Below are 24310 nucleotides of genomic sequence, written 5' to 3' on the forward strand. Positions count from 1 at the left end.
AGGTGTTACCTTTTGGACGATAAAGATATAGATAGTATGACGGTTTTGCAATTAAAACAAATTGCAAAAACTTTGGAAATAAAAAATATATCAAAATATAAAAAAAGCCAATTGATTGAGGAAATAAAAAAAGTATCTCCTGCCCATATCAAAAAGGGTGGTGTTATACTTAGAGAAAAAATAAGCCCTAAAGATGAAGCTGCAAATAAACATAAAGAATCAGAGCATACTGTAAGGCATAGTGAGAACAAAGCACATGAAGATAGAAATGAAGAACAAAAGACAAATGGAAACGAAAAAAGAGAAAAACTTAAAGAAATGATAAGTGAATCAGATAGTGCAAGGGGAGTACTTGAAATAATAGAAAATAATAATTATGGATTTTTAAGAGGAAAGAACTATTTAACAGGACCTGACGATATATACGTGTCTCCATCTCAGATAAGAAGATTCAATTTAAAAACAGGAGATGAAGTTTGCGGTAAAGTTAGGATCCCTAAAGAAGGGGAAAAATTTAAGGCATTATTGTATGTTGAAAAGGTAAATGGAGAGAATCCAGAAAGAGCAGTGGGAAGAAAACCTTTTGAAACACTCACTCCTGTATATCCTAACGAAAGAATAAAGTTAGAAACCAATAGTGCGGACTTATCTACAAGACTTATGGATATAATCTCACCTATAGGAAAAGGACAAAGAGGAATTATAGTTGCTCCTCCTAAAGCAGGTAAAACTACTCTTCTAAAAAAGATAGCCCAAAGTATTTCAAGAAATCATCCAGAAATAAAATTAATAGTGGTGCTTATAGATGAAAGACCGGAAGAAGTTACTGATATGCAAAGGTCTATAAATGGAGAAGTTATTTATTCAACTTTTGATGAGGAACCAGAACATCATACTAAAGTTGCATATATGGTACTTGAACGTACCAAGAGAATGGTAGAACAAGGACAGGATGTGGTGATATTATTAGATAGTATTACTAGACTTTCTAGAGCATACAATTTGACTATAACTCCTACAGGGAGGACTCTTTCAGGAGGACTAGATCCTGGAGCATTAGTAATGCCTAAAAAGTTCTTTGGTGCGGCTAGAAATATAGAAGAAGGTGGAAGTCTTACTATACTTGCTACTGCACTTATTGAAACTGGAAGCAGAATGGATGACATGATATTTGAAGAATTTAAAGGCACTGGAAATATGGAAATACATTTGGATAGAAAACTTCAAGAAAGAAGAATATTCCCTGCTATAGATGTATACAAGTCTGGAACAAGAAGAGATGATTTACTGTTTAAAAGTCAGTTAGAGAAAGAAGCAGCTTTCAATATAAGAAAAGTTATGTATGATGAAAATAATAATCAAAATGTTACAGAACAATTGATAAATTTACTTTCAAAAACCAGGAACAATTATGAATTTATGAATATTGTAAGCAAGATGAATATGAACAAACTAGGCGAAAAGTAAAAAATTAAAAACCTGTCTTTTAAATAAAAGACAGGTTTTATAATAACAATTTAGAAAAATATGTCTACTCTTCGATTTTTAAATTAAATTTCTTTAAGAATTTATCTACTCTTCCACCAGCATCAATAGCTTTTTGCTTACCAGTGTAGAATGGATGGCACTTAGAACATATTTCCACTTTTAACTCTTTTTGTGTTGAACCAGTTGTAAAAGTGTTTCCACATGCACACTTAACTACCGCATCATGATAGTATTCTGGATGTATGCCGTTTTTCATATTAGTCACCTCTTTCAAATTTAAATAACAAAACTCTAATTATAACTTCTGTATTATAACATAGGCATATGGGTAAGTCAATAAAGCCTGATTTGTTACAATATAGAATGTGATTTAATGTATAGCTTATGTTAAAATGTATTTATTCCACTTAATACGAGGTGATACAATGTCAAGAAAAACATCAGTTGGAGGCCAGGCTGTGATAGAAGGTGTTATGATGAGGGGAAGCCATGGTATGGCTACTGCTGTTAGAAAACCAGATGGCGAGATTGTTGTAAATAGAGAGGACAGTATATCTTATACCAAAAGAAATAGCTTTTTAGGACTGCCAGTGATAAGGGGATTTGTATCTTTGATAGAAGCTATGGTAATTGGGATAAGTACACTTAATTATTCTGCATCATTTTTTGATGATGAAGAGGAACCTACTAAGTTTGATAGGTGTTTTAGAAGTATATTTAAGGAAAAAAGTGATAATGTACTTATGGGAGTTACTATTTTTATATCGCTTGGAATAGCTGTACTCTTGTTTTTTATATTTCCTACTTTTGCGGCAAATATATTTAAAAAGTTTGGAGTGCATGGAAGTGTACAACTCAATATGATTGAAGGCATAATTAGAGTAATTATATTTTTAGGTTATATATTCCTAATAGGTAATATGTCGGATATAAGCAGAGTATTTCAGTACCATGGTGCAGAACACAAGACCATTTTCTGTTATGAAAATGAAGAGGAGCTTACACCTGAGAAGGCTAAAAAATTTAAAAGGCTTCATCCAAGGTGCGGCACAAATTTTTTGTTTTTAGTTATGATAGTCAGTATAATACTTTTTTCTTTAACTGGCTGGGGTAATATTTTGCAAAGAATTTTATACAGAGTAATTCTACTGCCGCTGGTTTCTGGGGTCACCTATGAAATTATAAGGTGGATGGGTAGAAGCAATAGTTGTTTTTCAAAGGTGCTTGCCTATCCTGGACTTATGCTGCAAAAACTTACTACAAGAGAACCGGATTATAGCCAACTGGAAGTGGCAATTATAGCTCTAAAGTATGCGGAGGGAATTGAAAAAGAAATAGAAGAAAGTAGATATAGTGAAAGCGGAGAGATAAAGAGAGTTATGGAATTGGATAAGGATGGGAACGAAATCGTAAAAAACGAACACGATGCAGATTGTGAAGAAAACTTAATGAAAGCAGAGAATTCTTATGAAAAGTAGAGGAAGTAGTATAAGAGAGCTTTTAACAAAAGGGTATGAAGTTTTAAAAAATAGAGAAATAGAAAGCTATGCTTTGGATGCACAACTCCTTTTGGGAAAAGTACTAAACAAGGACAGATTATTTATGCTTATAAATGGTGATTATGAGGTCGCAGAAAAGGAAACTGAAGAATACTATAAGTACTTAAAATTAAGAGAGAATAAAATGCCTGTAAAATATATATTAGGACATTGTGAATTTATGAGCATTGATTTTATAGTGAAACCTGGGGTACTAATCCCTAGGCCTGATACTGAGACTTTAGTGGAGCAAGCGTTGATTCAAGTAGAGCGTAATAATTTTCATAATATATGTGATGTATGTTGTGGAACAGGGATTATTGGAATATCTATTGCTAAACTTATAGAAGATATAAATGTAAAATGCTGTGATATATCCTCTACAGCTTGTGAAGTTACGGCAGAAAATATAAGAAGACTTTCTTTAGAGGAAAAGGTTCAGGTAGTTAAGAGTAATTTAATGGAATATTATATTCAAAACGAGGTAAAATTTCATATGATTGTATCTAATCCGCCATATATAAAAGAAAGTAGTATACCTATTTTAATGGAAGATGTGAAAAACTATGAGCCTAGGGAAGCACTTTCTGGAGGCAAAGATGGATTAGAATTTTATAGAGAAATAACTAAAGAAAGTTTGAAGGTTTTAGAAAGCAGTGGAATTATTATGTTTGAAATAGGTTATGACCAAAGAAAGTCAGTTTCAGACATATTAGCACAAAACGGATTTAAAAATATAATGTGTATAAAAGATTTAGCAGGGAAAGATAGGGTGATTAAAGGAGTGTTATAAATAAAAATGTTATGATATAATAATATATTGTGAAAATATTTATACGGAGTGATAAAAATTATGTTAGAAAGACTTAATTTTATAGAAAATAAGTATGAGGAGTTATCTATTAAGATAAGTGATCCGCAAGTTATGGCAGACCAAAAAGAGTGGCAAAAGTTATGCAAAGAAAATGCAGAGTTAGAGGAGATAGTCACAAAATACAGAGAATATAAAAAAGCTCAGCAGGAGCTGGAAGACAACAAAGAAATGCTTAAGGAAGAAACAGATAGGGAAATGAAGGAAATGGAACAAGAAGAAATAAAAAGGCTTACAGAAGTTATAGAAGAAAGTGAAAATGATCTAAGAGTCCTCCTTCTTCCTAAAGACCCAAATGATGATAAAAATGTATTTGTGGAAATTAGAGCAGGAGCAGGAGGAGAAGAAGCGGCTTTATTTGCTGCAAATCTCACTAGAATGTATACAAGATATGCAGAACGACAGGCATGGAATATAGAGACTATGAGTATAAATGCCACAGATATAGGTGGATTTAAAGAAATTGTATTCATGGTAAAGGGAAAGGGAGCCTATAGCAGATTAAAGTATGAAAGTGGGACTCATAGAGTACAGAGAGTGCCAGATACTGAGTCAAGTGGAAGAATTCATACTTCAACGGCTACAGTAGCAGTACTTCCCGAAGTTGATGATGTAGATGTAGTTATAAATCCAAATGATATAAGAATAGATGTATTTAGAGCGTCAGGCCATGGTGGACAATGTGTAAATACTACTGACTCGGCAGTTAGAATTACCCATTTACCTACAGGGCTTGTAGTATCCTGTCAGGACGAAAAGTCCCAACTTAAAAATAAGGAAAAAGGCATGAAAGTTTTGAAATCCAGACTTTACGAAAGAGCAGAGAAAGAAAGAAGTGCCAGCATAGCTGAGGATAGAAAAAGTCAGGTTGGAACAGGAGATAGAAGTGAAAGAATAAGGACTTATAACTATCCACAGGGTAGAGTTACAGATCATAGAATAGGATTAACTTTATATAAATTAGATTCATTTTTAGATGGAAATATAGATGAAGTAATAGACGCACTTATAACTGCAGATCAGGCAGAAAAAATGAAAGAAATGGGAAACGATTAATAGTAAGTGCAATGAAAATGGGAGAGGAGTTGAAAAACCGTTAAGTGCTATCTAACGGGGAAGTATGAACATAGATAAAGCCATTAGAAAGCAAAAAAAATCTTACAAGATATTTATGCTGTCTATGTGCTTTATTTTTTGTGTAATGCCTACAGCTCTTATTTTAGCCAGAAAATTTAATATATTTTACATAATTTACTTAATAGTTCTAGAAATGCTTATTTTTCTAGCTATTGTTATTAGAATTAATAATGAATTTTTAAAATTTATTTATGATGGATATAAGTTAAAATTAAAAATGGGTATTAGAAGGACTAAATTAAGTATAATATGTGATAAAATTGTTTTGGTACATGTAGAAAATTATATTTCAAAGTACAGAGACAACCCTAATTTTAGAATAATCATTTTATCAACTTCCAAGTTTAGAAGTGACAGGATGATATTGGTACATAAAGAATTTTTGAAAAGACATTCTTATGTAGCACATCAGTACAATAAAATGAAAATTTTGCATCCTGAAAATACCTTTTACTATACTATAATAAAAAGAGGGGAATTGAACAAATATCCTCTTTTGGACACTATTTATAAGAGTTGTGTTTATGCCCACTTTACTGAGGAAACCATTGAAAAAATAAAATATTATAGAGAAAACTCAGAAAATTACATTGACAATAAGAAAAAATAAAATGTATTCATATATTAAAGAGTCTTAAAATAAACATGATATATAAATAATAATATAAGGTGATTTTTTTGAATGCAAATATAACTTGTATAGTTATAATAGGAAGCATAGTGTCACTTGTAGGAACAATGATAGGAGCTTCACTTGGCGTAATAGTGAGAGAGCCCTCTAATAAGCTGCTAGGTACTATAATAGGATTTGCAGGTGGAATTATGCTGTCCGTAGTAGTATTTGACTTAATTCCTGAATCTATGAATAAATGGAATTTTGTTTTTACTATAATATTTGTAGTTTTAGGAGCTGGTATTATTGCCATAATTGATTCTAAGGTAGACATAGGCAGTACTAACAAACATCTAAAAATTGCATTTATGGCTTCTTTGGGACTTATGATTCACAATTTTCCAGAAGGCATAATAATGGGATGTGGGTTTGCGGCAGGAGGAACTCTTGGAATAAAGATGAGTCTCATAATTGCAATTCATGATATACCAGAGGGAATTGCTGTGTCAGCACCACTTATGGCATCTAAGGTAAAAATTTCAAGGATACTTTTATATGCTTTCATTACAGCTTTTCCTACTGCTATAGGTACTTTTGTAGGTGTTTACATAGCTAATATTTCTAAAAATGTATTGGGAGCATGTTTATCTGCTGCATCTGGAATAATGCTGTATGTGGTATGCGGCGAGATGATACCAGAATCCTCAAAACTATGGGATGGTATTACGAGTACACTTGGAACTTTATGTGGAATTGTTTTAGGACTTGTTTTAGTACAGGTGTTTTAGATTTGTATAATTTAAAATATGAATTATTGTTTTTAGGTATTTGAAAGAAAATAGCAGGTCAAAGATGTGACGGATATTTTTTGAAAATGTCTTAATGTAAAGGTGGAATGTTAGATGAACACAAAAGTGAAAATCGTAGATAAAGAAAACTTAGATAGGGGTATTGTTGAAGAAGCAGGAAAAGTCATAAAAGATGGTGGAATTGTGGCTTTCCCTACTGAAACTGTATATGGTCTTGGAGCAAATGCCCTAAATCCTGCTGCAGTAAAGAAAATATTTGAAGCTAAGGGAAGACCACAGGATAATCCTTTGATTGTACATATATCTGATATGGAAGATATAAAAGAGCTGGTACTTGATGTCCCTGAAATAGCTGAGAAACTTATGAAGAAATTTTGGCCAGGTCCCATGACTATAATTCTTCCTAAATCACAAGTTATACCGGATATCACCAGCGCATCTCTTCCAAGTATAGGAATTAGAATGCCATCTAATATAATAGCCAGAGAGCTAATAAGAGCATCAAAAGTTCCAATTGCTGCACCTTCTGCAAATATATCTGGAAGACCTAGTCCTACGGATGTAGAAAGATGTATAGAAGATTTAAATGGAAAAGTTGATTTCATATTAGGCGGGGATATGTGTGAAGTTGGAGTAGAATCAACAATAATAGATTGTACTGTAACTCCTGCTTGTGTGCTTAGACCAGGAGGAATAACTCTAGAGGCATTAAAAGAGATAGATGATAGTATATATATTGATCCTGCAGTAATGAGAAAGCCGGATAAAAATTTAAGACCTAAAGCTCCAGGGATGAAGTATAGGCACTATGCTCCAAAGGCACCCCTAAAAATAGTTAAGGGAGATTTAAAAAAAACTATTGAAAAAATTAATGAAATGGTGCAAAATTATATAGGTGAAAATAAAGTAGTAGGTATACTTGCCACAGATGAAACAAAAGATTTTTATAAAAAGGGGTTAGTAATATCACTGGGAAGTAGAAATAATATGATTAGTGTATCTAAAAATTTATTTGAGACATTAAGAAGTTTTGACGACAAAAATGTAGATATTATAATAGCTGAAGCTTTTGATGAAAATGGAATAGGGACAGCTGTGATGAATAGATTAAATAAATCTGCTGGGTTTGATATTATAATGGTGTAATTTTTAAAATGTGAAAGTTTAAATGCAGAATTTTTAGGAGGCTTTTTAATCTATGAAAAATATATTATTTGTTTGTACAGGTAATACCTGTAGAAGTTGTATGGCAGAGGCAATATTTAATTATTTGTGTGATATAGAATATATAAAAGCTATTTCAGCAGGAGTTGCAGTAGTAGAGGACAGCGTAACTTCTAAAAATTCTGCAGCGGTAGTCAAACAAAATATTAACTTGGATATAAGCAGCAGGAAAGCCGTTCAGATAAATGAAAATATGATAAGAAAATCAATGCTTGTTTTAACTATGACAGGTTGTATAAGAGATATCATAAAAAAGAATTTCCCTGAATTTAAGAATAGGGTATATATTTTAAATGAATTTGTTTCTTTAGAGCAGGATATAACAGATCCTTTTGGAAAAGATATAGAAGAATACAGATATACTTATAAACAATTAAAAAATGGTATTTTATTATTAATTAACAAATTAAAGGAAGATAGAGACATTAATTAAATGTTAGTATCTTCTTTTTTTGCGGAATTGCCTTTGAAAAATTAATTTAACCTAATAATATATGCTTTAAATAAAATAATATAACTTTGGAGGTATTTTTTATGAAAATTGCTTTAGGTAGTGACCATGCTGGATTCCCTTTAAAAAAAGAAGTGATGGAGCACTTACAGGATAAGAATATAGAATTCAAAGATTTTGGAACTTTTTCAGAATCCTCCTGTGATTATCCTGATTATGCATTAAAAGTTGGGGAACAGGTTGCAAGCAAGAATTATGATTTTGGGATACTTATATGTGGAACAGGTATTGGTATAAGTATAGCTGCAAACAAGATACCTGGTGTAAGGGCAGCACTTTGCAGTGATACTTTCAGTGCCCATGCGTGTAGAGAACATAATAATGCTAATATATTAACTATGGGACAGAGAGTTGTGGGAGCAGGACTTGCTATTGATATAGTTGATACTTTTCTATCTGCTAAATTTCAAGGAGACAGGCATCAAAGAAGGATAGATAAAATTACAGAAATAGAGAAAAAATATAGTAAATAAGTGAATATTATATAATTAAAATTGATATAAGGCATTTTCTTTCAAATGCGTTATGAAATGAAAAATAGGAGGAATACTTATGAGTAAAGTAACACAAATAACACATCCACTTATATTGCATAAATTAGCTTTAATAAGGGATAAGCATACAGGATCTAAGGATTTTAGAGAACTTGTAGAAGAGGTAGCCATGCTTATGGCATATGAAGTTACCAGAAATCTTCAAACAGAGGATGTAGAAATAGAGACACCTATATGTAAAACAACTTGTAAAATGCTTTCAGGTAAAAAAGTTGCTATAATACCTATACTAAGAGCAGGCCTTGGAATGGTAGGAGGAATGATAAAACTTATTCCTGCAGCAAAAGTAGGACATATAGGGTTATATAGAGATGAAGCTACATTAAAGCCAGTAGAATATTTCTGCAAGTTACCACAGGATATAGGAGAAAGAGAAGTAATTGTTACAGATCCAATGCTTGCTACAGGAGGATCTGCATCCGATGCAATAACTATATTGAAGAAAAAAGGTGCTAAGAACATAAGACTTATGTGTTTAATAGCTGCACCAGGAGGAATAAAAACAGTAACAGAAATTCATCCAGATGTAGATGTATACATAGCATCAATTGATGAAAAATTAAATGAAAATGGATATATAGTACCAGGACTTGGAGATGCTGGAGACAGGTTATACGGAACAAAATAATACCACTAAGAGTAGGAGTGAGTTCACTTATAATTTAAGTGAACTCTTTACTTTAGAATTAAAACCTTTGTCAATTGTTTTAAAACTTTGATTAATAGTTTATAATATAGGTTGTAATAATTATATATCAAGGAGATACTTATTATGAGAAAAGATTGGGATAATTATTTTATAGACATCGCATTTAAAGTTGCAGAAAGAAGCACATGTCCTAGGCTGCATGTAGGGGCAGTCCTTGTTAAAAATAGAAGGATAAAGGGAACTGGATATAATGGAAGCCCCAGGGGATTAGAGCATTGCGAGGATGTAGGGTGTTACATGAAGAATAATCATTGTGTAAGAACAATTCATGCAGAAGTAAACTGTCTACTAGAGGTAGCTCCTGATGATAGAGAAAGCTCAACATTATATGTTACCCATATGCCTTGTCCCGAATGTCAAAAATTAATAATTACCTGTGGAATTAAAAGAGTTGTATATTGTGAGGAGTATACTCCAGAAATTAATTGGTTTGAAAAAGCATCGGGAATTGAATTGATATGCATAAAAAGATGAGAATAACAGAATATGTAGAAAACATAAGATGTGATTAAGGAAGGTTATTATGAATAATTTGTATTTATTTGCAATAGTTTCAATAATATTTTCAGTTATACTTACACCCTTCGTTAAAAAGCTCGCCATTAAACTAGATATTATGGATGTGCCTAAGGATAATAGAAGAATACATAATAAGCCTATACCACTTATAGGTGGATTGGCCATATACTTTTCGTTTATAATTACTCTATTTTTGAAAACGGGTAAACTTACAGAATCTGAAACGGGACTTATACTAGGAGCTACTATTATAGTAATAGGAGGGCTTTTAGATGATAAATTTGATATAAAGCCTTGGTGCAAACTATTGTTTCAATTAGCAGCAGCATGGGTTTTGATAATTTATGGAATAAAAATAGAAATAATTACAAATCCATTTGATGGAGCATACCAGTTTATAAATATAGGAGTAATGTCCATTCCTTTAACTATAATATGGGTAATTGGAATTACTAATGCACTCAATTTAATTGATGGTTTAGATGGGTTGGCGGCAGGTATTGCATTTATATCTTCTATAACTATTTTTATTATAGCATTGTTGAATAATAGATATGAGGCAGCGGTGCTTACCAGTATATTATCTGGAGCTATACTTGGATTTTTACCTTACAATTTTAATCCAGCCTCTATATTTATGGGAGATACTGGTGCACAGTTGCTTGGCTTTTTACTTGCAGCTATATCTATGGAGGGTGCAATAAAATCTGCTGCAGCTTTTTCTGTAGCTGTACCTATTTTGGCACTTGGAATACCAATATATGATACTTTATTTGCAATGATAAGAAGAAAAATAAATGGAAAACCTATTATGCAAGCAGATAGAGGCCATTTGCATCATAGACTTCTTGATATGGGGCTTACACAAAAACAGGTTGTTATGATAATGTATAGTATAAGTGCAGTGTTAGGGAGTATTTCTATAATAGCCATGGAGATAAATACACAAAGATCATACTTTCTTCTAATAATAGTTATGGTTATTTTGGTTCTTATGGCTTGGAAGGCTGGATTTTTTAAACATAGAGAGTAAAAAGGAGGTTTTTAATATGAACAAAATTAAATGTGTTACTATATTTGGTACAAGACCAGAAGCAATAAAAATGGCTCCTTTAGTTAAGGAACTTGAGAAGAGAAAAGAAATAGATAATAAAATATGTGTTACTGCTCAACATAGGGAGATGCTTGATCAGGTTTTGCAGCTTTTTAATATTGTTCCCGATTTTGATTTAAATATAATGAAAACTAAACAGACATTGACAGGTATAACTAATAGGGTACTTCAAGGACTTGAGGAAATATTTGAAGATGAAAAACCTGATTTAGTACTTGTTCATGGAGATACGACTACTACTTTTGCAGGAGCATTAGCTGCTTTCTATAAAAAAATAAAGGTTGGACATGTGGAAGCAGGGCTTAGGACATATGATAAATATTTTCCATTTCCAGAAGAAATGAATAGAAAGCTTACAGGTGCTATAGCTGACCTTCATTTTGCACCAACCGTTGGCTCAAAGTCCAATTTATTAAAAGAAGGTGTGTCTGAAAATCAAATATTTGTAACTGGAAATACAGTAATTGATGCTATGAGGTTTACAGTAGAGGAAGATTATAAATTTAGTAATGATGAATTAAATACCATAGATTATGATAATAAAAAAGTTATAATGGTGACTGCTCATAGGCGAGAAAATTGGGGAAAAGGTATCGAGAATATTTGTAATGCATTAAAAAGAATTATAGATGAAAATAAAGATACAGAAATTGTTTATCTAGTACACTTGAATCCTGTAGTAAGGGATATGGTATATAAGATACTTGGAAATGTTTCTAGAGTTCATTTGTTGTCTCCACTAGATACTAAGGAAACACACAATTTAATGAATAAATGTTTTATGGTTATGACTGATTCTGGCGGACTTCAGGAGGAAGCACCCCATCTTGGAAAGCCTGTATTGGTGCTTAGAAATGTGACTGAAAGACCAGAGGCTGTAGAGGCAGGTACAGTAAGACTTGTGGGAACAGATGAAGAAAAAATAGTAAAGTTAGCTAATGAGCTTATAAGAAATTCTAAGGAATATGATGTGATGAGTAAAGCTATAAATCCTTACGGAGATGGTAATGCAGCTTATAGAATAACAGAGGCTATTTTACAATATTTTAATTTAGCAAAAGGTACATATAGTGAATTTAAATCAAATTAGAAAGTTACAATTTTGAATTTTGCCTAAAAACTTTATCCTTTTTAAAGGAAATTATTACACATTTTATCATAATTATACGGACAATATAATAATATATGATTAAAAATTAGTATATTTTTCTCATTTTAATTATTTGTACTATAATATTACATTGAGTGTATTGTATATTTAAAAAATATTTGGTACAATTAGTTAGTTAAATAAATTTTAAATTGTAAATTATCAGAATCCTTATTAAGGAAATACATAGATTTAGCGAGAAATCATAAAAAGATGTAATATAAACAGGCTAAAGTTGAGCAAAAATTGAGCAAAAATTGACCAATTAAGACTTTTTGGCTGTATCTTTTTATTTATTTAAGGTATATAATTTTAGTTATATCGGGGGAACTTGATGGATAAACATATTCTGAACATGGTAAAGAAAGTATCCGTAATTAATTTATTATTTGGCATGATTTTGGCCTGTTTAGCACAGCTTTTTTTTAAGAGCTATGGATTATTTATATTATTAGGTGTTTCCATAGCAATATTTAATTTTTTTATAAATACCATTGTAGGTGCCCTCATATCAGAAAGATTTAGAAATTCATCAGCATCTTTGTATATAATAAGTTTTATTATACGAGTTGCAATGGCAGCAGGAATAGGATATTGGGTATTTGTATGTAGTAAATACAATGTAGTTGCTTATTTAATTGGCTATACATCCCATTTATTAGGGATATATATATATTCACTTATTGAAAATAATTAACAATAAATTTAGGAAAGGATGTGATGAAGTGGAGGCTTTTTCACCATTGTTTTTAATACATCTGGGAGCATTTCAAATTCCAATAACTTCTAGTGTTATTGTACAATGGGCCATTATTATAATTTTAGCTATATTGGCAAAATTTTTTACATCTAGTATGAAGAAAATACCGGATAAAAAACAAAGTGTTATTGAAATTATTGTTGAAGCAGTAAGAAATTTAGTTACTGAAAACATGGGAAAAGAGTATGTATCATTTATACCATATGTAGGAACACTTGCCATATACATTTTAGTAATGAACATTGCTCCAGTGATGATAGGAGTAAGGGCACCAACGGAAGATCTAAGTGTTGCAGTTGGATTGGCATTAATAACTTTTGTATTAGTCCAATTTAATTCAATTAAGAAAAATGGTTTAGGACGCTATTTTGGTGCATATACTAAGCCAGTAGTACCGTTATTGCCAATTAACATTATTGAAAGGATAGTTCTCCCAGTTTCGCTAAGTCTGCGACTTTTTGGTAATGTGACAGCAGGAGCTGTAATTATCAGTATGGTATATAAAGGATTAGGTAATATGGCATGGTTTTCTCAATTGTTAATACCAATTCCTTTACACGCTTTCTTTGATTTATTTGATGGTTCAATCCAAATGATAGTATTTGTTATGTTAACAATAATGAATATAAAAGTTATAGCTGAAGACTAATAATAGTTACTTTTTAATATTTATTTAAGGAGGTTTTTTATTATGAATTTAGATGCACAATCATTTATAAAAGGTATGGCAGCAATAGGTGCAGGCTTAGCCGCTATAGGATGTTTAGGAGGAGGTATTGGAGTTGGTACTGCTGCAGGTAAGGCAGTTGAAGGAGTATCAAGACAGCCAGAAGCAAGTGGTAAAATACTAAGTACATTCTTTGTAAGTGCAGCTTTATCAGAGGTAACAGCTATTTACTCTCTATTAATAGCTCTTATTTTAGTATTTAAAGTTTGATCTAATGTATACCTCACTAATTTACATATACATTTAGAGGGGAGGATTGGAATTTAATATGCAAATTGATTGGACTACAGTCGTTATAACGATAATAAATTTTATCATATTGTATTTCATTCTGAAGCATTTCTTTTTTAAACCTGTCAATAATACTATTACAAGTAGGCAGCAAGAAATTGACAATAAAATAAGAACTGCTGATGAAAATGAAAAGAAGTCTAAACAGTTAGTAACTCAACATCAAGAGTTGTTAAAGAATTCAAAACAAGAAGGAAAAGCTATTGTTGAAGACTATAAAAATAAAGCTGATAAAGTTTCCGAGAACATAGTAAATGATGCCCAGAAAGAAGCTCAACTAATATTAAATAGGGCAAAAGTTGAAGCTGAAAGAGAAAGAGAAAAAGCAAAAGACGATATAAAAAATCAAGTGGTAGATTTAGCACTTTTAGTATCATCAAAAGCTTTAGAGGGATCTATTAATGAGCAGCAGCATAGGAAACTTATTGAGGACTTTATAGCTAAGGTAGGTATTTAACTATGCATGAGTATTTAGATAGAAGATATGCCCTTGCACTCTATAAAATTGGAGAAGAAAAAGGAAAAGTTAAAGAATACCTAGAAGAATTAAGGCAGGTTGTAGCCGCTATAAAAGGTAATTCTAAATTTTTGGAAATTATGGAACATCCAGAAGTAAGTACATCAGAGAAGAAAAAGATGTTTACTAAAATCTTTAAAGATAAGGTGAATGAAGACATACTTTCATTCTTATTAGTTCTTATAGAGAAAGATAGAATTAATGAAATTGATGGAAAACTTAGAGAAATGGAAAATATATATCTTGAGAGTAATAATACTGTTAAGGCAAAAGTAAAAACAGTTGTTGCTTTGAATGATGATGAGAGAAACGCTTTAATTGAAAAGCTAGAAAAGAAATTTAATAAGAAAGTTTTGATTGAAGAAGAAATAGATCCTAGTATAATAGGTGGGGTTTATGTTGAGGTAAATAATGAAGTTATTGATGGTAGTATAAGGTCAAAGCTTTCTGAAATGAAAAAAATAATGCTTAAGGGAGAACAGAGGTGAGCCTATGAACATAAAACCTGAAGAAATAACTTCAATTATAAAAGATGAAATACAGAAATATGAAAAAAAAATAGAAACAGTTGATTCAGGTACAATAATTCAAATCGGTGATGGTATTGCTATAGTTTATGGCCTTAATCAATGTATGGCAAATGAACTCTTAGAGTTTCCAAATGATGTTTATGGTATGGCTTTAAACCTTGAACAGGATAATGTAGGTTGTGTTCTTTTGGGTTCCCAGAAGGGAATAAAAGAAGGAGATACAGTTAAAAGAACAGGTAGAGTTGTAGAAGTACCAGTAGGTGAAGCTATTATTGGAAGAGTTGTAAATTCACTTGGACAGCCTATTGATGGAAAAGGTTCTATAAAGACATCAGAAACTAGGCCTGTAGATCTTGTAGCTCCAGGAGTTATAACAAGACAGTCAGTTAAACAACCACTGCAAACCGGGTTAAAGGCTATAGATTCAATGATACCAATTGGAAAAGGACAAAGGGAATTAATAATAGGAGACAGGCAAACAGGTAAGACTGCAATTGCCATGGATACTATAATAAATCAAAAAGGAAAAGATGTGATATGCATATATGTAGCTATAGGTCAGAAACAGTCTACCGTAGCTCATATAGTAAATGACTTGACAGAAGCAGGTGCTATGGACTATAGCATAATAGTATCTGCATCAGCATCTGAGTCAGCACCACTTCAGTATATTGCTCCTTATGCAGGATGTTCCATGGGTGAATATTTTATGAATAAGGGAAAAGATGTACTTATAGTGTATGATGACTTATCTAAGCATGCGGTTGCTTATAGAGAAATGTCATTATTACTCCGTAGACCACCAGGAAGAGAAGCATATCCTGGAGATGTATTCTATTTGCATTCAAGATTACTTGAAAGAGCAGCAAAACTTTCTGATAAGTTAGGTGGAGGCTCACTTACAGCACTCCCTATAATAGAAACTATGGCAGGAGATGTTACTGCATATATACCAACAAATGTTATTTCTATAACAGATGGTCAGATATTCCTTGAATCAGAACTTTTCTATGCAGGACAAAGACCAGCTATAAATGCAGGTATATCCGTATCCAGAGTTGGTGGCAATGCACAAATTAAAGCAATGAAGCAGGTAGCAGGTACCCTTAGATTGGATTTAGCACAATATAGAGAACTTGCATCGTTTGCTCAATTTGGCTCAGACCTTGATAAAGAGTCTATGAGAAGGCTTGAAAAAGGTAAGAGGTTAACAGAAATATTAAAACAACCTCAATACAAACCAATGCCTGTAGAAAATCAGGTAATGATACTGTTTGCAGCTGGTAGAGAGTATATAATGGATGTACCGGTTGAAAAAGTTGTAGAATTTGAAGGAGAATTCCTTGATTATATGAGTACTCATCATAAGGAAATAGGTGATGAAATAAGAGATAAAAAAATTATATCCGATGAATTAAGTGATAAACTTGGAAATGCTATAGAGGAATTCAAAAAAATATTTTTAGCAGAGGTATAGTTTCTTCTGCGGGAGGTGAAATATGGCAGGGGCAGGACTTGTTACAATAAAAAGAAGAATTAGATCAATAACCAGTACTCAAAAAATAACAAATGCCATGGGACTCATTGCCACCTCTAAACTTAGAAAAGTTAGAAAAAAGCTTGAGGCAAATAATAAGTATTGTGAACTATTTAGTTCACTTATGAATGAATTTGTTTTAGGAGCAGAGGGAAGAAACATTTATATACATGGTAATAAAAGCAATAAGAAACTCTACATAGCTTTAAATTCAGATACAGGATTATGCGGAGGCTTTAATGGCAGTGTAGTAAATGAAGCAGATGCTGCAATGTCAAAAGATAAAGAAAATTGCCTTTTGATATCTGTGGGACAAAAAGGAGGAACATATTTTAAAAGGCTTAAGTATAGTACAGAAGCAGAATACGTAGATATTTCAGATGTTCCTACTATAAATGAAGCAGATACCATAGTATATAAGGCTCTAGACCTTTATAGAAGTGGCGAGGTTGGAGAAGTTAATATAGTATATACTAAGTTTATTTCAACAGTTAGACAAAGAGTAGTTGTTGAAAAATTACTTCCATTGGAAGCTGAGAAAAAAGAAAAAGCAAATTATCTTGTTAAATTTGAACCATCAATAGATGAAATGATGGATGAAGTGGTACTTTTACATTTAAAGCAAAAAGTACTTAACTGTATGATAAATTCAAAAGTAAGTGAACAGGCTTCCAGAATGACAGCAATGGATGGGGCGACTAAAAACGCAAATGATTTACTGGATAAATTGAATCTTAAATACAATAGAGAGAGACAATCTGCTATTACACAGGAAATAACTGAAATAGTTGGAGGAGCAGAAGCTCTTAAGTAAGGAGGGACATTGATGCCAAATATAGGCAAAGTTGTTCAGGTTATAGGACCTGTAGTAGATATAAAGTTTGATACAGAAAACCTTCCTAATATATATAATGCCATAGATATAAAATCAGGTGATAAAAAAATTATTACAGAAGTTGCACAACATTTGGGCGATGATGTAGTAAGAACTATATCCATGGAGAGTACAGATGGATTAGTGAGAGGTATGGATGCAGTAGATACAGGAGCTCCTATATCTGTACCTGTAGGTGAGCCAGTTTTAGGAAGACTTTTTAATATGCTAGGACAGCCAATTGATGAAAATGGAGAAGTAAAGGCAGAACAATACTATCCTATTCATAGACCGGCGCCAAGTTTTGAAGATCAATCTGTTAAGCCTGAAATGTTTGAAACTGGTATTAAAGTTATAGATCTTCTTGCACCATACCAAAGAGGCGGAAAGATAGGACTGTTTGGTGGAGCTGGTGTTGGTAAAACGGTTCTTATACAGGAACTTATAAACAATATAGCAAAGGAACACGGTGGATTATCAGTATTTACGGGTGTTGGAGAAAGAACAAGAGAAGGAAATGACCTGTATTATGAAATGCAGGAATCAGGAGTTATAAAGAAAACTGCTTTGGTATTTGGTCAGATGAATGAGCCACCTGGAGCAAGAATGAGAGTTGCACTTACAGGACTTACTATGGCAGAATATTTTAGAGATAAAGGTCAGGATGTACTTTTATTTATAGATAATATATTCAGATTTACTCAGGCAGGGTCTGAAGTTTCAGCGTTACTTGGTAGAATACCTAGTGCCGTTGGTTACCAGCCAACTCTTGCAACTGAAATGGGTGCTCTTCAAGAAAGAATAACATCCACAAAGCAGGGGTCTATTACATCTGTTCAGGCAGTATATGTTCCAGCAGATGACTTGACTGACCCGGCACCAGCTACAACATTTACACATCTTGATGCAACTACAGTTCTTTCTAGATCTATATCAGAAATTGGTATATATCCTGCTGTTGATCCACTGGCATCCACTTCAAGAATATTGGATCCAAGGATTGTAGGAGAGGATCATTATAAAGTAGCGTCAGATGTTAAACATATACTTGAAAGATACAGTGAACTTCAAGATATTATAGCAATACTTGGTGTAGATGAGCTTTCAGAAGATGATAGATTAGTAGTTATTAGAGCTAGAAGAATTCAAAGATTTTTATCACAACCATTTTCTGTTGCAGAACAATTTACAGGATATCAGGGTAAATATGTTCAAATAAAGGATACTATAAGAGGTTTTAAAGAAATTCTTGAAGGTAAATATGATGATTTGCCAGAAACTGCTTTCTTATTTAAAGGAAGTATAGATGAAGTGGTTGAAGCAGCTAAAAATATGGGAAAAAATTAAAGTGATTTATTAAGCAAAATTGGTTTGAGAGAATTTTGTTTAATGTAAATTTTAAAGGAGATTAATATGTCAGAAGTTTTAAAATTAACTATCCTTACTCCCGATAGAGAATTCTATGAAGGAGAAGTAGTAGAAGTAATAACGGAAAGTATTCAAGGCGACATAGCAATTCTTCCAGACCATATGCCTTTAGTTACCACTTTAAAACCTGCAGATACCGAAATCGTTCAAAAAGATGGCAAAAAATTAAAGGCATTTACATCAACCGGAGTACTGGAAGTAATAAATAATGAGCTAAAGATTTTATGTGATTCTTGTGAATGGCCAGATGAAATAGACATAGAGAGAGCAAAAGCTGCTAGAGAGAGAGCTGAAAAAAGATTAGCTAATCAGAAAGATGGAGTCGATGTAAAAAGAGCAGAAATGGCATTGGCTAGGGCACTGGCTAGAATTAATCTGAAATAATGAAGCTTTTGATAATTTGCTGTATTTTAATTGAAGATAAAAAAGCACTACCTAAAATCATTAACATAATGATTTTGGATAGTGCTTTTTTATGCTTGAAAATATTCACATTTTGCTATTTAAGTTTATATACTAATATAGGTCCCTCCTGTGGAATTTCTATTTTTTGAAATACTAAGGTCAGTTTTTTAGCACAAATAGAAAGACTATCAAATAAAATTTAGTAGCTTAAACTAAGTAGTAAATTATTGAATATTAAAAGGGAAAGTTGTCCATAATTTTTAAAGAGAAATAGAAGGGGGTGAAAATGTCCTGCTTAATTTTGTGCAGAACTAAATATATATGAAAAAACTAAAAATGTTAAGCTGTTTATTGGTTCTTGTATTTTCTTTTCAATATTATGTTTGTGCTTCAGGAGATAATTTGGGTGTAAGATCTACCTTATTTCAAAAATCCGTTTCTAATGTGAAGGAAACAGATATGTTTAAAAACATATTGGAAAAGACTAACAGTACCCCAGTGGAATATGGAATTATGGCTACTTTTAATACTTCTAGTGGCAAGGAAAAGGTTGTAGATGAAACATTTAAAGTATTAACGGAATATAATGAGTGTAACAAAAAAGTGTGGAGAGATAATAAAATTTATCGTATAGAATTTAATGGATACTATGCAGATGGCTATGTAGAAGGTGTAGAAAATGAAAATTATAATATCATTACAGTTAACATTACAAGAAAATCTAGTCAGTACAAATTACAGGATTTGAAAAATATGGTAGATAGATCTATAGGGAATAGAAAAGAAAAGTGTAAGTATTTTGAATATGTAAAGGCAAAAACTCAGAAAAAAGACGTAAGTATTGTAAATAGCGAAGTTAAAAACATTTTAAAATTCTATGGTACATCTGACATTAAAACTATAGCTTTAGAGGAAGGATACAGTTCTACTGCTTATACCCATAAGTATGAGCCAATACAAAGTGGCACAGGTTTAATAGATTTTAACTATGCTGTTGTAAAATATGATACAGGCACTTATATAATTATGGGAACTCCAGAAATAATGGTGACATATTAGGAATCATATAATATGGATGTTTTTGTTAAATGTAACTTATAAGGCGGTACAAAAATTAAGTAACATATTAGCAATTATAGAATGGAGGAACATTATGAGTAAAATAGTAGTTAAGGGAGGAAATAAACTGCATGGAGAAGTAAATATCAGTACTGCTAAAAATTCTGTATTGCCTATTATAGCAGCTTGTATTTTAAGTGGAGATAAATGCGTAATAGAAAAAGTGCCAATGCTTGAAGATGTTTTTGTAATAAGTGACATATTAAGGAGTATATCTGCAGATATAAATATAGACAAAGATACAAATAAAGTCATAATAGATTCATCTAATATAAAAGATTGCAATCCATGCAGCGAATTGGTAAAAAAAATGAGGGCGTCATTTTTAATAATGGGTCCTATGATAGCTAGGTTTGGAAAGTTCAGATTATGTCTCCCAGGGGGATGTAATATTGGAACTAGACCTATAGATCTTCACTTGAAGGGCTTAAGTGCTTTGGGAGCAGAGGTGAATGTAGGCCATGGATATGTAGAAGCAAGTGCTAAGAAGTTGATAGGAAACAAAATATATCTGGATTTCCCTTCAGTGGGGGCTACAGAAAATATAATGATGGCATCGGTAATGGCAGAAGGAGAAACTATAATAGAGAATGCAGCAGAAGAACCCGAAATAAGGGATTTGGCAAAATTTTTAAATAGTATGGGAGCAAATATTATTGGTGCAGGGTCAGGTACTATTAAAATATTAGGAGTAAAAAGCTTAAAGGGAAGTACTCATAGACCAATATTTGATAGGATAGAATCTGGCACTTTTATGGTGGCAGCTGCTATAACTAGAAGTAAGATTAAAATAAATGGTGCTAATGAAGAATACTTAAAACCTATAATCGCCAAGTTAACTGAAGTTGGAGTTCATATAAGCTCACAAGGAAGTAGCTTGATTGTAGATGGAAGAGATGAATTAAGACCTGTAGATATTAAAACTATGCCTTATCCTGGCTTTCCAACTGATATGCAGTCACAGATGACAGGACTTTTATGTACTGTTATGGGTACAAGTATAATAACAGAAACTATTTTTGAAAATAGATTTATGCACGTAGCAGAGATGAAAAGGATGGGAGCAAACATAAAGATAGATGGAAGAAGTGCAATTATAGAAGGTGTAAAAAAACTTACTGGAGCAGAAGTTAAAGCAACAGACTTAAGAGCTGGTGCAAGCCTTATACTTTGCGGGTTGGCAGCAGAAGGTGAAACAGAAATTGCAGATATATATCATGTAGATAGAGGTTATGTAGATATTGAAAAAAAATTAAAAGCACTAGGAGCTGATATTGAGAGAATAAATGAATAATACCCCTATTATATATATTATTAGACAAAGAGAAGATTAGAACAAAATTTTTTCTTTGTTTTTTTATTGGAATATTTTATAAGATGCGGCAATAAAAATATAATATTGTAGTTCAAAATATATATAAGGCATTTTCAAAGAAATGACTTGCTATTTTCTTTCAAACGCCTAACAGGAGAAAAATATGAAGGGTGATATATTAGACTTTTTAAAAAAATTTATTATTTTAGTGTTTATGGGTACATTATTTGTAATTGTACTCTCCTTATTTATGGTGGGAATGGGAAACCAAAAATATGATAACTTACCTCAATTCCTAATAAAGTCAAAAAATATAATACTAAAAAAACAGGACACTAGATCAGAAAAAATAAAGGTGTACATAACTAAAGAAAATACAGTAAAAGAAATGGATTTAGAGCAATATGTAACAGGAGTAGTAGCTGCTGAAATGCCTGCCGAATTTTCAGAAGAAGCGCTTAAAGCACAGGCTGTGGCGTCTAGAACTTTTGCAGCTGCACATATGGGAATGTATGGAGGTAAAAAATACAAGAGCAATACAGGTGCAGATGTATGTGATACAGTTAAGTGCCAGGTGTTTGTTAATAAAGAAGATAGGATGAAAAACTGGCCTAAGAGTGATGGGGATAAATATTGGAGCAAAATTGTAGATGCAGTACAAGCTACTTCAGGACAGGTGCTGACTTACAAAAATAAATTGGTGATGGAACCCTACTATTTTGCAGTAAGTGCAGGAAGAACTGAAAATTCAGAAGACGTATTTGGAGAAGCAGAGGGGTATTTAAAGAGCGTAGAAAGTCCAGGAGAAGAAAGTGCAAGAAAATATAAAACTTCAGTGAAAATGTCATATATAGATTTTATAAATAAGGTAAACTCAAGTTATGCTAATTCAGGGTTATCTTTAGAAAACTTACCCAACCAGGTAGTTATAAAAAGTAAAAATGAAAGTGGTTCTGTAAAAGAAATTAAACTTGGTGATATTACTATATCTGGTACGAAATTTAGAACTATTATGGGATTGAATTCGGCAAATTTTAGTATAGATTTTAAAGATGGTGTGTATATTCAATGCACTGGATATGGACATGGAGTTGGAATGAGCCAGTGGGGAGCTAATTATATGGGCAAAAATGGAAAAGACTATAAAAATATATTATCTCATTATTACGAAGGAACTAGTCTAAAAAATGTAAACTTATTTAAAAAATAATAATTATATCAGCTAATTGTATGTTACTGGAATACATTAAATAAATATTAAGTAAAAAAGAGGAAAATTTCCTCTTTTTTTTGTAAAATAATTTCATAAAATATGTATTTTTTTCTATTCTCTGGACAAACTACAAAAAGGAGGTGTTATTATGAACAAAAAATCTTTTAACAAAGCATTCAACTTTTTAAAAAAGGAGAGCTTTTATGTAATACTGTTTATATGTTTATGTATTGCAGTAACAGCGGCAGTAATAACAGCAAGAAATAATAAAAATCAAAGTGCACAGCTTCAAAAAAGTCAGGCTGTAGAGCAGAAAAAAATTAAGGAAACAGCAAAGGCAAATGAAAAGCCTTCTTCCAATTATAACAATGCTCTTCAAGTAAAAAAGGATAATAAGGTAAAATCCAATGTATCTAATAATGAAGCATCGAAGGGAGTATCTAACTCAGTAAGCACTTCCTTTCAAAAGCCAGTAGAGGGTAATATTGCAAGAGGTTATTCAGAGAATCCAGTATATTGGGATTCTACAGCAACGTATAGACCAAACTTAGGATATGATATACAAACTCCACTTGGCAAACCCGTGTTTGCAGCTATGGATGGAAAGGTAGAATCAGTAAATACAGCAACACAGGATGGAGTAGAAGTCATTATAGATCATCAAAATGGATTAAAAACAGTTTATTCTAACCTAGATCCAAGTGTGAAAGTTAGTGCAGGTCAAACCATAAAAAAAGGAACGGTTATTGGAGTAGTTGGGAAAAGTACATTGAGATCAGCTTATGAAAAATACGGAGATCACTTACACTTTGCTGTTTTGAAGGGAAAAGAATTTGTTGACCCAGGTAAGTATATAAAATACTAATATTTGGCCATTTCTTAGAATTTTATGGAGAAATGGCCCATACACAATGAATTTTAAAATATTAACCAGCATATTTATAAATATATAGGAACAAGTAATTAGCAGAGATTATTTAGTTTAATGATAAATACGAGTAAATACGTTTATGGATATATAATGTAAAGTCTCATCATTAATTGTTGATTGTAAAACGGTAACTGTAAAAAGGAGTTGAATAAAATTGAAAGATTATATTGAGGAAAGGGTTTTGGAAGTTGCCAAATATATAATAGGATCTAAGGCCACAATAAGGAAAACGGCTAAGGTTTTTGGAGTAAGTAAAAGTACTATACACAAGGATATGACAGAAAGGCTGCCTAAAATAAATCCTCAAATTGCTCAGGAAGCCAAGAGTATATTGGATTATAATAAGGCAGAGCGGCATATAAGAGGTGGTAAGGCTACCAAAATGAAATATAAAGCTATTGAAGGCTAAAAACATTCCTATTATAA

At 32.0% G+C, this 24310-nt stretch carries 28 protein-coding genes; 27 read left to right on the forward strand and 1 reads right to left on the reverse strand.

The window, feature by feature from the left end:
* Nucleotides 1–12: 12 nt before the first annotated feature.
* On the forward strand, nucleotides 13–1467 hold the full coding sequence (gene rho, locus DMR38_RS01005; RefSeq protein ID WP_127719592.1) for a transcription termination factor Rho: 1455 nt from the start codon (nucleotides 13–15) through the stop codon (nucleotides 1465–1467).
* Between the two features lie 64 nt (nucleotides 1468–1531).
* Here the strand turns inward: rho and rpmE are convergent, their stop codons facing one another.
* Entirely contained in the window at nucleotides 1532–1744 is a 213-nt protein-coding gene (rpmE, locus tag DMR38_RS01010; RefSeq protein WP_013236913.1) for a 50S ribosomal protein L31, read from the reverse strand.
* Nucleotides 1745–1913: 169 nt separating this feature from the next.
* Between rpmE and DMR38_RS01015 the strand changes: the two genes are divergently transcribed.
* The 26 genes from DMR38_RS01015 (at nucleotide 1914) to spoIIID (ending at nucleotide 24293) form a co-directional block, all read left to right on the forward strand.
* Nucleotides 1914–2966 (forward strand): DUF1385 domain-containing protein, encoded by a 1053-nt coding sequence (locus tag DMR38_RS01015; protein ID WP_127719593.1) that lies wholly within the window; start codon nucleotides 1914–1916, stop codon nucleotides 2964–2966.
* A complete protein-coding gene (gene prmC / locus DMR38_RS01020; RefSeq protein WP_127719594.1) occupies nucleotides 2956–3819 on the forward strand; it encodes a peptide chain release factor N(5)-glutamine methyltransferase in 864 nt (287 codons plus the stop codon). The genes DMR38_RS01015 and prmC overlap by 11 nt, the downstream gene beginning before the upstream one ends.
* Nucleotides 3820–3879: 60 nt before the next feature.
* Nucleotides 3880–4953, forward strand: a complete 1074-nt coding sequence (prfA, locus tag DMR38_RS01025) for a peptide chain release factor 1 (RefSeq protein WP_065078960.1) — start codon at nucleotides 3880–3882, stop codon at nucleotides 4951–4953.
* 64 nt (nucleotides 4954–5017) lie between these two features.
* Nucleotides 5018–5644 carry a hypothetical protein gene (locus tag DMR38_RS01030; RefSeq protein WP_127719595.1) on the forward strand — a complete coding sequence of 209 codons (627 nt, stop codon included), beginning with the start codon at nucleotides 5018–5020 and terminating at the stop codon, nucleotides 5642–5644.
* A 68-nt stretch (nucleotides 5645–5712) separates the two neighbouring features.
* Nucleotides 5713–6435: a ZIP family metal transporter gene (locus DMR38_RS01035; RefSeq protein WP_127719596.1), complete on the forward strand. Its 723-nt coding sequence runs from the start codon at nucleotides 5713–5715 to the stop codon at nucleotides 6433–6435.
* A gap of 114 nt (nucleotides 6436–6549) precedes the next feature.
* Entirely contained in the window at nucleotides 6550–7602 is a 1053-nt protein-coding gene (locus DMR38_RS01040) for an L-threonylcarbamoyladenylate synthase (RefSeq protein WP_127719597.1), read from the forward strand.
* A 52-nt stretch (nucleotides 7603–7654) separates the two neighbouring features.
* Nucleotides 7655–8113 (forward strand): low molecular weight protein arginine phosphatase, encoded by a 459-nt coding sequence (locus DMR38_RS01045; RefSeq protein WP_127719598.1) that lies wholly within the window; start codon nucleotides 7655–7657, stop codon nucleotides 8111–8113.
* A gap of 101 nt (nucleotides 8114–8214) precedes the next feature.
* Entirely contained in the window at nucleotides 8215–8664 is a 450-nt protein-coding gene (rpiB, locus tag DMR38_RS01050) for a ribose 5-phosphate isomerase B (RefSeq protein ID WP_127719599.1), read from the forward strand.
* A gap of 79 nt (nucleotides 8665–8743) precedes the next feature.
* Complete coding sequence (upp, locus tag DMR38_RS01055) at nucleotides 8744–9373, forward strand: uracil phosphoribosyltransferase (protein WP_127719600.1); 630 nt, start codon at nucleotides 8744–8746, stop codon at nucleotides 9371–9373.
* A gap of 144 nt (nucleotides 9374–9517) precedes the next feature.
* Nucleotides 9518–9928 (forward strand): cytidine/deoxycytidylate deaminase family protein, encoded by a 411-nt coding sequence (locus DMR38_RS01060; RefSeq protein ID WP_063555556.1) that lies wholly within the window; start codon nucleotides 9518–9520, stop codon nucleotides 9926–9928.
* 49 nt (nucleotides 9929–9977) lie between these two features.
* Nucleotides 9978–11006, forward strand: a complete 1029-nt coding sequence (locus DMR38_RS01065; RefSeq protein WP_127719602.1) for an MraY family glycosyltransferase — start codon at nucleotides 9978–9980, stop codon at nucleotides 11004–11006.
* 16 nt (nucleotides 11007–11022) lie between these two features.
* On the forward strand, nucleotides 11023–12177 hold the full coding sequence (gene wecB / locus DMR38_RS01070; RefSeq protein WP_127719603.1) for a UDP-N-acetylglucosamine 2-epimerase (non-hydrolyzing): 1155 nt from the start codon (nucleotides 11023–11025) through the stop codon (nucleotides 12175–12177).
* A 394-nt stretch (nucleotides 12178–12571) separates the two neighbouring features.
* A complete protein-coding gene (locus DMR38_RS01075) occupies nucleotides 12572–12934 on the forward strand; it encodes an ATP synthase subunit I (protein ID WP_127719604.1) in 363 nt (120 codons plus the stop codon).
* 28 nt (nucleotides 12935–12962) lie between these two features.
* Nucleotides 12963–13646 carry a F0F1 ATP synthase subunit A gene (locus DMR38_RS01080; protein ID WP_127719605.1) on the forward strand — a complete coding sequence of 228 codons (684 nt, stop codon included), beginning with the start codon at nucleotides 12963–12965 and terminating at the stop codon, nucleotides 13644–13646.
* A 42-nt stretch (nucleotides 13647–13688) separates the two neighbouring features.
* Nucleotides 13689–13934 carry an ATP synthase F0 subunit C gene (atpE, locus tag DMR38_RS01085; RefSeq protein WP_127719606.1) on the forward strand — a complete coding sequence of 82 codons (246 nt, stop codon included), beginning with the start codon at nucleotides 13689–13691 and terminating at the stop codon, nucleotides 13932–13934.
* 46 nt (nucleotides 13935–13980) lie between these two features.
* Complete coding sequence (locus DMR38_RS01090) at nucleotides 13981–14472, forward strand: F0F1 ATP synthase subunit B (protein WP_175412890.1); 492 nt, start codon at nucleotides 13981–13983, stop codon at nucleotides 14470–14472.
* A gap of 2 nt (nucleotides 14473–14474) precedes the next feature.
* Nucleotides 14475–15020 carry a F0F1 ATP synthase subunit delta gene (locus tag DMR38_RS01095; protein WP_127719608.1) on the forward strand — a complete coding sequence of 182 codons (546 nt, stop codon included), beginning with the start codon at nucleotides 14475–14477 and terminating at the stop codon, nucleotides 15018–15020.
* Between the two features lie 4 nt (nucleotides 15021–15024).
* Nucleotides 15025–16539, forward strand: coding sequence for a F0F1 ATP synthase subunit alpha (atpA, locus tag DMR38_RS01100; RefSeq protein WP_127719609.1), 1515 nt, complete (start codon nucleotides 15025–15027; stop codon nucleotides 16537–16539).
* Between the two features lie 22 nt (nucleotides 16540–16561).
* On the forward strand, nucleotides 16562–17413 hold the full coding sequence (atpG, locus tag DMR38_RS01105) for an ATP synthase F1 subunit gamma (protein WP_127719610.1): 852 nt from the start codon (nucleotides 16562–16564) through the stop codon (nucleotides 17411–17413).
* Nucleotides 17414–17425: 12 nt separating this feature from the next.
* Nucleotides 17426–18820, forward strand: a complete 1395-nt coding sequence (atpD, locus tag DMR38_RS01110) for a F0F1 ATP synthase subunit beta (protein ID WP_127719611.1) — start codon at nucleotides 17426–17428, stop codon at nucleotides 18818–18820.
* A 66-nt stretch (nucleotides 18821–18886) separates the two neighbouring features.
* Complete coding sequence (locus tag DMR38_RS01115; protein ID WP_127719612.1) at nucleotides 18887–19285, forward strand: F0F1 ATP synthase subunit epsilon; 399 nt, start codon at nucleotides 18887–18889, stop codon at nucleotides 19283–19285.
* A 342-nt stretch (nucleotides 19286–19627) separates the two neighbouring features.
* A complete protein-coding gene (locus tag DMR38_RS01120; RefSeq protein ID WP_127719613.1) occupies nucleotides 19628–20365 on the forward strand; it encodes a hypothetical protein in 738 nt (245 codons plus the stop codon).
* Between the two features lie 94 nt (nucleotides 20366–20459).
* On the forward strand, nucleotides 20460–21719 hold the full coding sequence (gene murA / locus DMR38_RS01125; protein WP_127719614.1) for a UDP-N-acetylglucosamine 1-carboxyvinyltransferase: 1260 nt from the start codon (nucleotides 20460–20462) through the stop codon (nucleotides 21717–21719).
* Between the two features lie 184 nt (nucleotides 21720–21903).
* The gene (gene spoIID, locus DMR38_RS01130) at nucleotides 21904–22950 is read left to right on the forward strand and encodes a stage II sporulation protein D (protein WP_127719615.1); all 1047 of its coding nucleotides are present in this window, start codon (nucleotides 21904–21906) and stop codon (nucleotides 22948–22950) included.
* A 151-nt stretch (nucleotides 22951–23101) separates the two neighbouring features.
* Nucleotides 23102–23818, forward strand: a complete 717-nt coding sequence (locus DMR38_RS01135; RefSeq protein ID WP_127719616.1) for a M23 family metallopeptidase — start codon at nucleotides 23102–23104, stop codon at nucleotides 23816–23818.
* A gap of 220 nt (nucleotides 23819–24038) precedes the next feature.
* The gene (gene spoIIID / locus DMR38_RS01140; protein WP_013236939.1) at nucleotides 24039–24293 is read left to right on the forward strand and encodes a sporulation transcriptional regulator SpoIIID; all 255 of its coding nucleotides are present in this window, start codon (nucleotides 24039–24041) and stop codon (nucleotides 24291–24293) included.
* Nucleotides 24294–24310: the final 17 nt, after the last annotated feature.

This window comes from Clostridium sp. AWRP (assembly GCF_004006395.2).
Lineage (GTDB): Bacteria > Bacillota > Clostridia > Clostridiales > Clostridiaceae > Clostridium_B.